8 protein-coding genes are annotated in these 14,450 nt (G+C 72.4%); 2 read left to right on the top strand and 6 right to left on the bottom strand.

Going from position 1 to position 14,450, the window contains the following annotated elements; genetic code table 11:
• The first annotated feature begins 104 nt into the window (after positions 1 to 104).
• On the top strand, positions 105 to 1,706 hold the full coding sequence (locus WMF20_RS13070; protein WP_437613664.1) for a glycoside hydrolase family 43 protein: 1,602 nt from the start codon (positions 105 to 107) through the stop codon (positions 1,704 to 1,706).
• A 157-nt stretch (positions 1,707 to 1,863) separates the two neighbouring features.
• Here the strand turns inward: WMF20_RS13070 and WMF20_RS13075 are convergent, their stop codons facing one another.
• The 6 genes from WMF20_RS13075 to WMF20_RS13100 all read right to left on the bottom strand — a co-directional run bounded on the left by WMF20_RS13075 (position 1,864) and on the right by WMF20_RS13100 (position 11,660).
• On the bottom strand, positions 1,864 to 3,105 hold the full coding sequence (locus tag WMF20_RS13075; RefSeq protein ID WP_437613666.1) for an ATP-binding protein: 1,242 nt from the start codon (positions 3,103 to 3,105) through the stop codon (positions 1,864 to 1,866).
• A gap of 118 nt (positions 3,106 to 3,223) precedes the next feature.
• Positions 3,224 to 4,726, bottom strand: coding sequence for a protein kinase domain-containing protein (locus WMF20_RS13080; protein WP_437613668.1), 1,503 nt, complete (start codon positions 4,724 to 4,726; stop codon positions 3,224 to 3,226).
• Positions 4,727 to 5,142: 416 nt separating this feature from the next.
• On the bottom strand, positions 5,143 to 5,970 hold the full coding sequence (locus WMF20_RS13085) for a metal-dependent hydrolase (RefSeq protein ID WP_437613670.1): 828 nt from the start codon (positions 5,968 to 5,970) through the stop codon (positions 5,143 to 5,145).
• Positions 5,971 to 6,419: 449 nt separating this feature from the next.
• The gene (locus WMF20_RS13090) at positions 6,420 to 6,827 is read right to left on the bottom strand and encodes a hypothetical protein (protein ID WP_437613672.1); all 408 of its coding nucleotides are present in this window, start codon (positions 6,825 to 6,827) and stop codon (positions 6,420 to 6,422) included.
• Between the two features lie 15 nt (positions 6,828 to 6,842).
• Positions 6,843 to 10,607 carry an RHS repeat-associated core domain-containing protein gene (locus WMF20_RS13095; RefSeq protein WP_437613674.1) on the bottom strand — a complete coding sequence of 1,255 codons (3,765 nt, stop codon included), beginning with the start codon at positions 10,605 to 10,607 and terminating at the stop codon, positions 6,843 to 6,845.
• A 153-nt stretch (positions 10,608 to 10,760) separates the two neighbouring features.
• Entirely contained in the window at positions 10,761 to 11,660 is a 900-nt protein-coding gene (locus tag WMF20_RS13100) for a hypothetical protein (RefSeq protein WP_129574669.1), read from the bottom strand.
• 670 nt (positions 11,661 to 12,330) lie between these two features.
• Here WMF20_RS13100 and WMF20_RS13105 point away from each other — a divergent pair.
• Complete coding sequence (locus tag WMF20_RS13105) at positions 12,331 to 14,292, top strand: serine/threonine-protein kinase (RefSeq protein ID WP_437613676.1); 1,962 nt, start codon at positions 12,331 to 12,333, stop codon at positions 14,290 to 14,292.
• Positions 14,293 to 14,450: the final 158 nt, after the last annotated feature.

A 14,450-nucleotide genomic window follows, 5' to 3' on the forward strand; every position in this document is an offset into this window, starting at 1 on the left:
CCGCCCAGCCGCCCCGCTGCAAGATGCCCGCGCACGACCCCGCGCGCCCCGAGCGCGGCCGTCGAACCGCGCCCCACTTCCCTCCTTCGGATTCTAGCCCCGCGATGACCAGCGAACCGACCTTCATCGAGAACCCCGTGCTCCGGGGCTTTCACCCCGATCCCTCCATCGTCCGGGTGGGCGAGGACTACTACCTGGCCACCTCGACCTTCGAGTGGTTCCCCGGCGTGCGGCTCCACCACAGCCGCGATCTCCGCCACTGGAACCCCATCGGCTATGCCCTGGACCGCCGCTCGCAGCTCGACCTGCTCGGCAACCCCCGCTCGGGCGGCGTCTGGGCGCCTTGCCTCACCCACGCCGGCGGCGTGTTCTACCTCGTCTACACCGACGTGAAGTCCTGGGGCCGCGGCTTCGTCGACGCGCACAACTACTATGTCACCGCGAGCCGCATCGAGGGGCCGTGGTCCGAGCCCGTCGCGCTGAACCGCGGCGGCTTCGACCCGTCGCTGTTCCACGACGAGGACGGCCGGGCGTGGCTCGTCAACATGGTGTGGGACCACCGCCCCGGCAACAACCCGTTCCCCGGCATCGTGCTGCAAGAGCTCGACCTCGAGCGGCGCCGCCTCGTCGGCGAGCGCCGCTTCATCTTCACCGGCAGCGGCCGCGGCTGCACCGAGGGGCCGCACCTCTACCGGCGCGGGGACCACTACTACCTCCTCGTCGCCGAGGGCGGCACCAGCTACGAGCACGCCGCCGTCGTGGCGCGCTCCCGCCGCATCGAAGGCCCGTACGAGGTCGACCCGAGCGCCCCGCTCCTGACCTCCGTCCACGACCCGGCCGTCGAGCTGCAGAAGGCCGGGCACGGCTGCCTGGTCGAGACCACCACGGGCGAGTGGTACCTCGCCCACCTGGTCGGGCGGCCGCTCCCGGGCGAGCGCCGCTGCATCCTCGGCCGCGAGACGGCGATCCAGCGGGTGCGCTGGACCGACGACGGCTGGCTCGCGCTCGAGGCGCCGCGCCCGCCCGCGCCCGCCGTCCGCGTGCCGGCGCCCCGCCTGCCGGACCACCCCTTCGAGGAGCCCCCGGCGCGCGACCACTTCGACCGGGCGGCGCTGGGCGTCGCGTACCAGGCGCTGCGCGACGTGCCCGACGAGAGCTGGGTGTCGCTGCGCGAGCGCCCCGGCTACCTGCGCGTCCGCGGCCGCGAGTCGCCGCAGTCGCTGCACCGGCAGAGCGTCGTCGGCCGCCGCATCCAGTCGCTCCGCTGCCGCGTCGAGACCTGCCTCGAGCTCGAGCCCGCCTCGTTCCAGCAGATGGCGGGGCTCATGTGCCTGTACGACGACGAGAGCTTCTTCTACGCGCTGCTCAGCCACGACGAGCGCGCCGGGCGCTCGATCGCGCTCCTCGGCAGCGAGCACGGGCGGCTGACCTGGCTCGCGCGCCCGGTCGCCTGCTCCGCCCCGCGCGTCCACCTCCGCTTCGAGCTCTCCGGCAAGGCGCTCCAGTTCTCGTCGTCGAGCGACGGAGAGCGCTTCGACCCGCTCGGGCCGGCGCTGGACGCGTCGCTCCTGTCCGACGAGCGCACCTCGCGCGGCCTGGGCTTCACCGGCGCCTTCGCGGCGCTGTGCGCCCACGACCTCACCGGCAGCGGCCTCCCCGCCGATTTCGACTACCTCGACTACGCGGAGCTCCCGCAGGAGCCCTGATCCCCTCCAGAGCGTTCTTCGCCCTGCGTTACAGAGCGGCGTTCACCCGCACAGGAGACGGGTCCAGCTCGGCGTTTTCGGCGCGGAAGCGCACTCCGGTGCGCTGAGCACCGAAAACGTCGAGATGGGCCCGTATCCGAAGCGGGTGACCGCCGCTCTAGGCGGCCGCCTCGGCGTCGGGCGCCGACGTCACCGGCAGGGCCACGAAGAACGTCGCCCCCTTCGAGACCACGCTCTCGACCCAGATGCGCCCCCCGTGCCCCTCGACGATGCGCTGCGCGATGGCGAGCCCGAGGCCCGTCGAGCGCTCTCCGCCGGTGCTGACCGTCCTCGCCCGGCCGAACGGGCGGAACAGCTTGCCGATGTCCTCCGGCGCGATCCCGGGCCCCTCGTCCTGGACCGACAGGAGCACCTCGGCGGCGCCCTCGGCGGCGGGGGGGGCGCTCTCGACCCGGACGAGGATGGTCGTGCCCGGCGGGGAGTAGTGGATCGCGTTGCTGATCAGGTTGTTGAGCACCTGCTCCAGCTTGTGGACGTCCACGTCGACCCGCGGGACGCCCTCGTCGCTCTCGACGAGGAGCTTCATGCTCTTCTGCCCGGCCAGCACCATGTTGAGCGCCACGTTCGACTCGACGAGCTGGACGACATCCGTGCTCTTCCGGTCGAGGTTCAGCTTGCCGAGCTCGATCATCGACACGTCGAGCAGGTCGTTGATGAGCGAGAGCATGAACTTGCTCGAGCTCCGGATCATCTGGATGATCTCGACCCCGTCCTCCCGCAGCAGCGACGCTTGCTCCCCGCGGCGGTGGGTCATCAGCATGAAGTCGCTGTAGCCCAGGATGACGCCGAGCGGGTTCCGGAGGTCGTGGGCCGCCATGCCGACGAAGCGGTTCTTCTCCTCGTTCAGCCGGACGAGCTCGGCGTTCTTTGCCGCGAGCTCCTCGTGCATCTGGAGGAGCTGCCGGTTGCTCTCCTCCAGCGTGTCGGCGTACTGCTTGAGCTTGAGCTGGCTCCGCTTGTGCTCGATGGCGTAGCGGATCGTGCGCTCGAGGATCTGCGCGTCGAACCGCCCCTTCACGAGGTAATCCGCCGCGCCCGCGCTCATCGCGGCCATGTCGATCTCCTCGTCGCCGACCCCGGTCAGCATGATGATGGGGATCGCGCAGCCGAAATGGTTCGCCTCGTGCACGACGTCGAGGCCGGTGCGGGCGTCGAGCCGGTAATCGAGGAGGCAGACGTCGTAGCCGCCGGCGAGCAGCGCCTCGATCGCCTCGTCCGAGGTGCTCAGCCAGGTGACGTCGTAACGGGTCCGGGACACCTCGCGGAGGAGCCTGCGCGTGACGAGGTGATCGACCTCGTCGTCATCGACCACCAGGACCTTGATCTCGCTGTCGTTCATCAGGAGCCTCGACGTCGCCGACCCGCCGGTACACCGGCGAGCTGGCGCCGGCACGCGACGCGCCATGCCGCCCGCGCCGAAAGCCCCGGCGCCGTGGGCATGGTCCCCGTTCTGAAATTCATTGCTTGCGCTTCTGCTCGTCCGCGACGCCGACGAGCGCGCGCGCCAGGGTGATGAGCTGCCCCGCGTCGAACGGCTTGACGAGGAACGCCGAGGCGCCGAGGCGCGACAGGCACTGCCAGTCCGCCGCGCCCCCGGTCCCGGTCGCCACGATGATCGGGAAGTCCCCCCGCGGCAGCTTCCGCACCGCCGCGGTGAGGGCGATGCCGTCCAGGCCGGGCATGTCCAGATCGAACACGCCGAGCGACGGGGGGTTCGCCTCGATGGCGGCGAGCGCCGCCGTGCCGTCGGGCGCGGTCTCGATGACGGCGCCGGGCAGCGCCTGCGCGAGGACGCTGACGAGGAAGGTGCGGAACGACGGGCTGTCGTCGGCCACCATGACGCGCGTCGTCCGGGCGTACGTCGGCATGGCGCTGCGGGCGTCGAGGAGCGCCTCGCGCAGGGCGTCCGCGCTCGCCATGCGCTGGTCGGGCTCCTTGGCCAGCGCCGCGAGCACCGGCGCGTCGAACGACGCCGGCAGGTCCAGGCAGAGCTCGCTCGGCGGGATCGGCGGCTGATAAGCGTGCTGCATCACCAGATCGACGGTGCTCGTGCTCTGGAACGGCAGGCGGCCGGCGAGCAGGTAGTAGGCGACCACCCCGAGCGCGTAGACGTCGATCCGCGGCAGCAGCGCAGGGTCGAGCTGCCGGCCCAGCGCCACCTCGGGCGCCAGGTACGCCGGGGTGCCCGAGAAGGCGAGCTCGACCCGGTCGCCGCGGGGGATGCGCTTCGCGAGGCCGAGATCGGCGACCACGATGCGGAGGGCCTGGCCGACGAGGATGTTGCTCGGCTTGACGTCGCGGTGGGCGATGCCCGAGGCGTGGATCGCCGACACGCCGAGGCAGGCCTGGTCGAGGATGCTCAGCGCCTCGTCGAGCCCGAGCCGGCCGCCCTTGCTGTGGACGTAGGTGTCGAGCGTGACCCCGGGCACGTACTGCATCACGAAGTACGGTGCGTTGACGTACTCCCCGAAGGCGTAGATCTCGACGACGTTGGGGTGGTGGACGCGCGCCATCGCCCGCGCCTCCGCGAGGAGCCGGGCCTGCATCTGCGCGTTGTCGAGCTGCTCCGGCCGGAGCAGCTTGATGGCGACGTCGCGCTGGAGCTGCTCGTCGCGCGCCAGGAGGATGACGCCCATCGCCCCTTCGCCGAGCCGACCGAGGATGCGATAGACCCCTCCCAGTAAAGTGCCATCGGGAGGCACCTGAACGTGGCCTCCGCCCTCGTGCATGCTCGAGCGGGTGGCGGCCAGCGCGAGGTCCTCGTCGCTCAGCGTCGAGCTGTCGCCGTGGCGCTCGACCGGCGGTTCGACCCGCATGGGGGACCGGTCGCGCACGACGGTGTCGACGCCCGGCAGCGTATCCGCGACGTCGGGCACGAGGGGCGCCGGGGGATCGCCGCCGTTCTCGCTTCCGGAACTGAAGCCAGGCGGGCCGCCCGCCGCATCTGCCATGGAGCGCATGATACGTGCCCTTCTCATGCCTATCAACGAAGAGCGACACGTGCTGCAGCTGCGAAGCGGCGTGCACGCGACGGACTGTGGACGCGTCGCAGGCGCGTCACGTCCGCCGCCATGGCTGTGCATGCGCCCGCGCGGCGTCAAGCGCGATGTCGAGAGTGTGTCGGAATGCCACGCTGCTCAGCGCGGCTGGCCCCTCGCGCCGAGCGGCGCGCGCCAGCGTGGCTGGGCGCCCCGCGGGAGGAGCGGCGCCAGGCGGGGCAGCCTCGGCAGCGGCGCTCGCTGACGCGGACTGAGCGGAGCACCTGGAAAGGGTCCTGGAGAACGGGGCGCGGGGGCGGGAGGCGATGTGCTCGCGGAGCCCGGAGCGATCGGCACAGGCGCGCTGGTCGCGACCGCTCATGACGTCCGCGCGGCGCTCAGGCGGCCCCGATCCCGGCGAGGTAGGCCCGCGCGAGGTGGATGTTGTCGTTGTGGGAAGGGTGGAAGTCGCGGCGCACGTACTCGCGGATACCGCGGAGGAACACGCCCCTCAGGACGGACCTGTGCCGGAGGGGCGGGAGGCGCGCTGTCGTCGACGCCGCGCGCGCGTCGCGCTCGTCGCGGCGGGGGAGCTCCTGGGCGAGCAGCACGAGCAGGGCGGAGAGCCAGAACATCGACAGCGTGACCGTGGCGAGCGCGAAGCCGAGGAGGCGCAGGGCGTAGCTCGGGTTGACGAGCTTCAGCACGTCGAACGCGACGGTCTTGTGCTCGATCTCCTCGGCGGCGTGCCAGAGCAGGAGCTCCCTCGCGGTCGGGTGGGCGAGGTCGAGCGTCCCGGCCTGGAGCGCGTCCTCCGCCATGATCGCGGTGTAGTGCTCGAGGGCCGCGGTGACCGAGAGCCGCAGCTCGGGCGAGCAGACGCGCTCGATGCCGTCGTAGGCGACCCGCTCGTAGGCGCGGAGGAAGCGGTCGATCTCGTAGCCCTGCCCGCGGAGCAGGTCGAAGAACCGCTCGTGCGCCTTGGCGTGGTGCCCCTCCTGCCCGAAGAACGCCTTCACCTGGGCGCGCAGCGCCGGGTCCTCGACGCGGTCGGCGTAGCGCGCGACGCTGCGGATGAAGAAGCGCTCGCCCGCGGGGAACAGCAGGTTGACGGCGTTGGCCACGTGGGTCGGCACCACGTGGCCGCCGAGCCAGTGGCGGGTGAGGCCCTGCTCGAACGACACGGGCGGCTTACGCGGCTTGAGGGGCGCCTCTGCGGTGATCATCGAGCTCTCCTTCCTCGCCATTGCTCCCAGCAGCGCCGGTCGCGGCGCCGGTGGAGCCCGCGCCGGGCGCGAAGCAGCGCGCTCAGGGCACGGGTGCCGGTCCGTGTTCATAGCAGCTATTGAACTGTAGTCAATAGTGCCGCGGGCGAGGCTCGGCGCCGCGCGGCGGGGCGCCGGGCGGCAGGCGCCGAGCGGGGGTCTGGCGGCCGGTGCGGTCGCGCGCGATGGTGAGCGCCACCGGGGGCGCGGGGCGCTCTCCAGCACCGCCGGGCGGATCGGAGGGGATCCGGGTTGCGAGGAAACCTGCGCCCTGGGCGAGGACGCGGGGCTTCTTGCCGGCCGCTGTTCGGACCGGGGGTGACAGGGCATGCCATGGCGGAACGCCGAGCCGGGAGCGGCCTACACCGACGATTCGGCCATGCAGCGCACCGTTGTGAACATGGCGTGGCTCACGCCGCTCCGGGCATGCCGAAGAAGCGATGGCCATGGTGAGTGTCGCCGGCTTCGATGGCCTCGGCCGTCCAACAGTGATCGCTCTCGTCATCCATGGCGACCCCGCCAAACTGACGGAGCATGGCTGTCGCGAACGCCTTGACGTCGTGCTCTGCTGAGTGATTACGTGATACGTCGATGCAGATGCTTCGGGGGCGCTCTCCCCCGAAACGATCGAGCAGTGCTTGCGCGGTCTCGGGCTCCAGCTCGTCATAGAGATCTTCCGCGAGCTCGATGTAGAGGACTTTCCTGGCTGCGTTCGGATAGATCCATTGCCAGGTGCCAGCCGTGCGTTGCGCTGTCGAGTCAAGCCATGTGGAGAGTGCCTCGTCTGGTGCCTGGGTGAATACATAGAAAGATCTCATGTTGCTCTCCTTTGTTCATTTGGGATCCGGCGCGATCGCTGCCATGAGCACGTCGAGATCTCTTCTGTCCGCCGCGATGCCGCCTTGCTTTTCGATCTCCGAGCGAGAGTGCTTGCCGAGGCTGGATGCAGAGTATCCGATGACTGGCTTGCCTTGCGGGTTTATCTTGCAGTCGCGCCGATCCTTGACCTGACGCCCCAGCCCTTTGCCTGCGCCGCCCTTTACCTCAATGATCGCATTGTCGGTCTCGAAATCGATCTCCAGGTCTCGTCCGTCAGAATGCTTTCGCAAATGCCCGGAGCTGTATGGTCTACCTGGATACGTCTTTTCGAACGCCGCTACCAGCTCGGGAAGGCCGGGGTCGGCGAGGCCGAGGGGATCGAGCCAGCGCAGCGGGTTCCGAACGTAGGCATAGGTATTGATACCGCCGAGCAACCCAATCGGATCGCTGCTGATGAACCGCCTCGCGTCCGGATCGTAGTAGCGGAACCTGTTGTAACAGAGCCCCGTCTCCGGATCCTCGTACTGCCCCGGGAACCTGATCGCCGTCGAGGTCCTCGCCCCCGGCGCCGTCTCCGTGCGACCCCACGCCTCGCGCCGCAGCTCGCAGGCGACCTCGCCGCGGTCGTCGACGAGCCGCTCCGGCGTCCCGATCGGGTCGTTCACGTAATGGAACCACCCGCCGCCATCGCTGTGCGCGACCGGCGCGAACCCGCCGTCCTCGAAGCAGTAGGTCTTGACCTCGACCGCCGAGAGCTTCCCGTCCGGCTGCGCCATCTGGGAGATCTCGTGCACGAGCACGTCGCCGTCCCACACGAACCGCGTCACCGAGCGCGGCCTGAAGGCATTCAGAGAGCTCGCCGGCGCCTCGCCCACGCGCTTCTCCACCCGCCGGGCGAAGGGGTCGTATCGGAACTCGATCCGCTCGCCCTCCGGCGTGGTCACGCTCTCCAGGAGCCCGGCGAGGTCCCACGTGTACTTCCAGGCCCGCCGCGCGCCGGTCGCCGGATCCTCCTCCCATTTCTCGGCGAGCCGCCCCTCGGCATCCCACAGGTACCGGGTGTTCCCCTTGCGGACGAGTCGGTTGCCGCGCCCGTGCTCCCTCGGCACCGCACCCGGGCCGGCCTCGTAGCTGTTCCCCGCCGGGTCGTAGCGGAACACCTCGGCCCGGGCCTGCTCCGGCGCGCGCGCGAGGAGCTGTCCCACGGGATCATATCGATACGAAGTCCACCCCCGCCCCTGATCCCACGCGGCGCTCAGCTCGCCCACAGGATCGTACCGATACGCCATGTCCAGGGTGACGTTCGCCGGCCGCGGCCCGACCCACGCCGGCTCGCCCGGCCCCACGCGCACCTCGCGGGCCGGGCCCACCGTGCGCCGCCGCTCGACGCGACCGAAGACGTCGTACGCGCTCTCGATCCGCCCCCCGCCCGGCAGCGCACGCGCCACCTCCCGCCCGAGGAGATCGCTCGCGTGGTCGACGACGACGCGCCCGTCCAGCACCGTCCGGCGCCGCTCGCCGGATGGCCCCCGCTCGATCGCCTCGGTGTGCCCGAGCGAGGTCTTGCGCAGAACGCGCTCGCCTTCCCGGTCATAGATGCTCTCGACCCGGTGCTCCACGCCAGCGACGATCTGGCGCTCCCGCACCACGCGTCCAGCGGCGTCGCGGTCGAGCCGGATCTCTCCGCCCGGCCACGTCACGCCCACAAGGTCGCCCAGAGCGTCGTACTCCAGCTCCTCGGCCGAGTCGTCCCAGTGCTCGCGGCGGATCAGCCGGCCGGCCGGGTCGTACGCGAGCCGCACCAGGTCCCGCTCGCCGTGCGACCGCCGGATCAGGTCGCCCGCCGCGTCGTAGCCGTAGCGGAGCACCCGCCCGTCGAACGTGACCTCTTCGAGCACCTTGCCGCTGCCGTCGCGCCGGAGCGCGTGCACCTCGCCCTGCTCGTTGCGCACCTCGACGAGCTCGCCCTCGGGGTTGTACCCGAGCCGCACCTCGTGGCCGTTCGGGTCGCGGCGCACGCACAGCTTGTGGTAGCCGCCCCACACGAACGACGTGACCCCGCCGTTCGCGTCGGCGATCTCGGTCAGGTGCTGCTCGCCGTCGTAGGCGTAGCGCGTGGTCGCGCCGGTCGGGTCGGTGACCGCCGTCAGGTCGCCGCGCGCCGACCACCGGTACCGCGTCTCGGCGCCGAACGGGTCGATGACGGCGACGCGCCGCCCGAGCGCGTCGTGCCGGAAGCGCCACGTGGCGCCGCCGGCGAGCGTCACCTCGGCGCAGTTGCCGTGCGCGTCGTACGACAACGCCGTGCGCTCGCCGCTCGGCGAGATTTCCTCGACCACGAGCCCGCGCGCGTCGTACCGGCGGAACGTCGCCGCGCCCGTGGGGTCGACATAGCGCGTCACGTTCCCCCGCGCGTCGCGCTCGAACCGGTGCACGCCGCCCTTCGCGTCGACGATCTCGACGGGCAGGTCGTTCGCGTCGCGCTCGATCGTCGTCGCGTGTCCGAGCGGATCGGTATACCGGATGACGCTCCCGCGCGCGTTGCGCTCGAAGAGCTCGACCCCGTTGCGCTCGCTCGTGCGCGACGTCATCCAGCCGTCGTCGCGGTAGGTCGCCGTCACGACCGCGCCGCCGATCACCTGCTTGTCGAGCGTGCCGTGCTCGTTGCCGTGGAAGCGCCGCGTCTGGCTGAAGTCGACGACCTCGGTGAAGCCGATGTCCCAATAGTCGACCTTGCAGTGGTGGATCCCCTTCCACCGCGTCTCCCCGTCGTGAAGGACCTCCGGCGGCTCGCCGGCCAGGCTCGGGTCGACCTTGCCAGGGTAGTCGCCCCACGCCTCGATGCCGCGGCGCTGGCCGTCATAAACGAAGTGCCACGTCAGCCCATTGCGGTCGGCGTCCTCGACGAGCTGGTGCCGCTCGTCATAAGCATAGCGCCAGCCGTGGCCGTCCGCGTCGCTCGCGGCCACCAGATCGCCGCGGCCGTCGCGCGTCAGCGTGCCGAACGCGAGCCAGTCGCCGCGCTCCGGGTCGAGCTGCACCTCGATCGTGGTCACCCGCTGCTCGCCCGACGTCCTGTCGCGGAGCCGTACCCGCCGGCCCGCGCTGTCGGTCACCTCGACCAGCCGGCCATCCTTCTCGTCGTAGACCAGCGCGATGCGGTTGCCGTTGCGGTCCTCCACGGCCGTGAGCCGCACGCGCCGGCCGCCGTCCTGCACGCAGGCGAAACGCCGCTTCACGCCGTCGCCTGCGTCCAGGAGCCATCCGTCCGCCTCGCGCCGCAACCCGTAGCCCCACTTGCCGAGCACCGCCTCGCCCTCGGCGGGCTTCGGGAGATCCACCGCCGTGCCCAGCCCGGTCCACACCACGACTCGACGGCTCCGCACCTCGATCTCCCAGCCGAGGCTGTGCCCCCAACCGTGACCGAGCCCGGCGTCGCGATCGGCCATTGCGGCGCTGTACGAGCGCTCCCACGCGAGCGGCAGCGGCCCCGGCAGATCGCAGATCGGGACCGCGTGCGTGAAGACGCGGCCCGTGACGACATCGATGGGGTGCGAGACCGTCCCGCACTCCGGATACCGGTTCGGATCCGGTGCGCTCTTGCCCCCACCGCCCGCGCTGCTGCCGCCGCTGCCGCCACCTGCCCCGTGGCCCCCGCCGCCCCCACCGCCGCCCGGTCCGGTGCCGCCGCCGCCTCCGCCGCCCCCTCCCAGGATGAAGGCGCCGGGGTTCATCCCCGGGATCGCGGGGATGTTCGGCACGGGCGCAGTGCGGGCCATGGGAGGAGCAGTACCTGTCCCTCCACGGCGCTTCAATCACCGGTCACATCCGAGCGCCGGCGAAACCCGGAGGGATGGTCCGCGCCATGGAGCGCTGGCCGAGGCCCGTCTGCCGGGGGTGCGGGGGCGACGGGGGCGCGCAGCGGCGGCGGTTCAGCCGGGCGGCACAGCGGCCGGCGCGCCGGCCGCTGCAGGCGCCGCCGTGTCGGGCGACGCCGGCGCGGCGTCCGGCTGCGCCGGTGGGTTTTCTTGCGGCGCGTCGCCCGTGTCGCGCGACGACGCCCCGCGACCGCCGCGGCCCTTGTAGAGGGACGGCGCGATCGCCTCGACGTCTCCTTCGTTCCAGCGGAGGTAGGCGACGGCGCGGCGGGTCTGGTCGTACGCATTCACGAACAGCGTGAACGCGCGCGCCCTCTTGTCCGCGGCGTCGCTCGGGCCCGGGGCGGCGCCGTGCTCCCTCACGCCGAGGGCGGCGAGGAGCTCCGGCCCGAGCTCGCCGGCGCGCCTCACCTCGTCCTCGGTCGCGGCGGTCTTCCCCGCGATCTCGGACCAGCTGCCGCTGAACAGCGCCGAGAGCGCGACGAGGTCGCTCGCCGTGTCCATGTGACCGTTCCCCGCCCGGATGTCCGCGACCGTCTCCGCGTCGACCAGGCCGCGGCGGGCCAGGGCCTCTGCGTCGCCGAGGAGATTCGCGCGCAGCGGCACCGCCTCCTCGAGGAGCGGCTTCAGCCCGTTCTGCGGTCCTCCGCTGGACAGCCACGCGAGGTGCGCATACCAAGCGGCGAGCGCGTAGGTCTCCAGCCGGTCGACCAGCCCGACATCGTGCGTCGGCAATCGCTCGGCGATGAGGGGCCGCAGCGCCAGCAGGCCCGGGAGCACCCCGAGCACCTGAGAGACCGCGCGCGGGATATCGATGTTGATGGGGATGAGCGCGTCCCGCTCCAGCGCGTCGATCTCGGGCGCGGCCTTGTCGAACGCCGCCGCCGCCTGGGGCGGCGCCGCGGGCTTCCTGGGAGCTGGCTTTTTCTTGAGCGGAGCAGAAGGCTTGGTCATGAGGGGAGCACCTCTCGTTGATGTCGGGCGCGGAGAGGCGAAGAGCCCTGTCGTGCTCTTTGTCCCCCGCGCTGGATTCGCTACGACCGTCCGGCGCGCGCCGGGCGGTCCGCCTGGGATAATCACCCCGGTCAGGCCGTCAACGTCGCTGATTTGCTCTTCTGCATCGGGTAGCGCGGTATTCTGGCCGCGCCGGCTGCCTTCCCGGGCTCGGGAGCGATGTGCCGGAGGCAGCCAGCTGCCCTGCCGGGCTCGGGAACGATGTGCCGGAGGCAGCCAGCTGCCCTGCCGGGCTCGGGAACGATGTGCCGGAGGCAGCCAGCTGCCCTGCCGGGCTCGGGAACGATGTGCCGGAGGCAGCCAGCTGCCCTGCCGGGCTCGGGAACGATGTGCCGGAGGCAGCCAGCTGCCCTGCCGGGCTCGGGAACGATGTGCCGGAGGCAGCCGGCTGCTTCCCGGAACCCATGGCGTCCCACGCCGCGCCGGCGCGACCCGAGGCCTGGATGTGCTGGAGCGCCGCCCTGGAGCCTCGCGCGGGCTTCCGCGACGTGAGCACCTCGCGGACCGTTTCCGGATAACCAGCATGGAAGCGACGCGGGACCGTGGGAGGGCATGGCTCGCGGCGCCGGGCAGTCCTGGCGGCGTCCGGCGCGGAGCGCGGAGGGACACGGTGAAGCGGAGGTCACGGGACGACGACGACGAGGTCGCCGAGGCGCGCGGCGGCGAGACTCCCCCAGCGGTGGCCGGCCGGAGCCGTCCCCCGCTCCTCCAGCCGGGCACCTGGTTCCTGCGGCGCTTCCGCGTCGAGCGGCTCCTCGGGCAGGGCGGCATGGGGGCGGTATACGCCGTCACGGACAAGGGGCAGCTGTGGGCGCTCAAGATCGTGCGATCCGAGTTCCTCGACGATCCGGGCCAGCGCCGCCGGCTGCTGCGGGAGGGGGAGGTGCTCGCGCGGATGCGGCACCCGAACGTGGTCCAGGTCCACGAGGTCGGCCTCGCCGACGACCTCACCGCCTGGTACCGGATGGAGCTGCTCGACGGCGTGACGCTCCGCGAGGAGCTCCGCCGGCGGAGGGCGCTCTCGCTGCCGCTCGCGTGCGCCACCCTACGCGCCGCGGCGCTCGGCGCCGGGCACCTGCACTCGTTCGGCGGCGTCCACCGCGACATCAAGCCGGAGAACCTCTTCATCCTGCGCGAGCCGCGCGACGTGAAGCTCCTCGACTTCGGGCTCGCGCGGCTCAGCGGCACCCCGGACACGCTCGACGCGCAGACCCACGGTTCTCCGCTCTTCATGGCGCCCGAGCAGATCCGGGACGACGTGCCGACGCCGGCGACCGACGTGTACGCGCTCGGCCTCATCGCCTACGAAGCCATCGCCGGGTTCCACCCGTTCGGCGATGCCGGCGCCGCCGGCCGGATGGACGCCCTGTTCGCCAGGCACCTCAACGACGTGCCGCCGCCGCTGTCGCGGATCGGCGTGCCGGAGCCGATCTCGGACGTGATCGCGCGGGCCGTCGCCAAGGTCCCGCGCGAGCGGCACCGGGACGGGCTGGCGTTCGCCGAGGCGCTCTGGGACGCCTTTCTCCTCACGCGCGACGCGCTGGGATCGCGCGACACCAACCCCGGCGAGCCGGAGATGTCCGAGGTCCTGCGGTGGGGCAACGAGAAGGCGGCCACGACCACGGGGCCCGCAGCGCCGGAGCGGCCGTCTCGGGGGCGTGTCGAGGCGGGCGCCGTTCCGGCGGCCGCGCCGGCGATGCGGCCGGGCGGAGCGGGGGCGCGTGCGGCGCCGGGCGACGCTCGGGCCGGCCGCCATCCTGTCGGCGGCGATGCCGATCCGGGCCAGGCGGGCGCCGGGTGGGTCATGACCGAGCGCTTGCCGGAGCGCTTGCGCGACCCCAGCTGCGTCGCCGCGCTCGCGCAGCGCGCGCCGGACCCGCCGCCGGAGCAGGCCCGGGCGGCGTGGGTCCCGGTGGAGAACACCGTTCCGCTGCCGCGCGCGGCGGCGGGCGCCGGGACCTTTCGCCTGGGCGCAGCGCCGCCTGCCGGCGGCTCGCGCGCGGGCGCGGGGCGGACCGCCGCGGCGGGTCCGGTCGCGGCGCGAGCTGAGGCGGCGAGCGCGCGCGGCGCGGCCGGAGCGCCGCCGCGGGCGCGGGTCACGGCGCGCACGGTAACGATCGGGCTCGCGCTAGGGACGGCGGTGAGCCTGCTCCTCCTCGACGTCATCCTCCGGCTGCAGGGCGCCCCGCCGGCGGAGCCAACGCAGGCGAGGGCGGTCGACGCGCCCACCTTGGCGAGTCCGCCGGAACGGCCGTCCAACGGCGCCGCGGCGCCGGAGCCGTTCGCGCCCATCGGATCCGTGGAGACGGCGGGGGCCGCCCATCCCGCTGCGGACCCGTCCTTGAGCGCGAGCGCGGGCGCCGAGGAGCCGGCGGCGGCAGGTGCCGCCGGAACTCGGCGGGGCGAAGGCGGGATGGCCACGACACCGGAGCCAGCCGCCGCGACCCCGGCATCCGCCACCTCGACGGCTGCGCCGGCCGTCGAGCCGACCGCGACGCCGGCGGGGGCCAAGCCGAAGCCGAGGCGGCGGATCGTTCGAGACCCCCATTTCTATGACGAATTCCTGGAGTAGCGACCCGGCCGAGCGCCAAGGCCGGCCGGGAAACGCCGGGAACGAGGCGCGCCGGTCCGGCCTTCATGAGCGATCCCGAGAGGATCGCCGGATAACTGCAGGAGAGGTCCGGGATGGCGCGTTCGGCGCAGAGACGGCCGACACCCTGGACGGTCCCG

It is taken from the genome of Sorangium sp. So ce834 (assembly GCF_051521425.1).
Lineage (GTDB): Bacteria > Myxococcota_A > Polyangia > Polyangiales > Polyangiaceae > Sorangium > Sorangium cellulosum_D.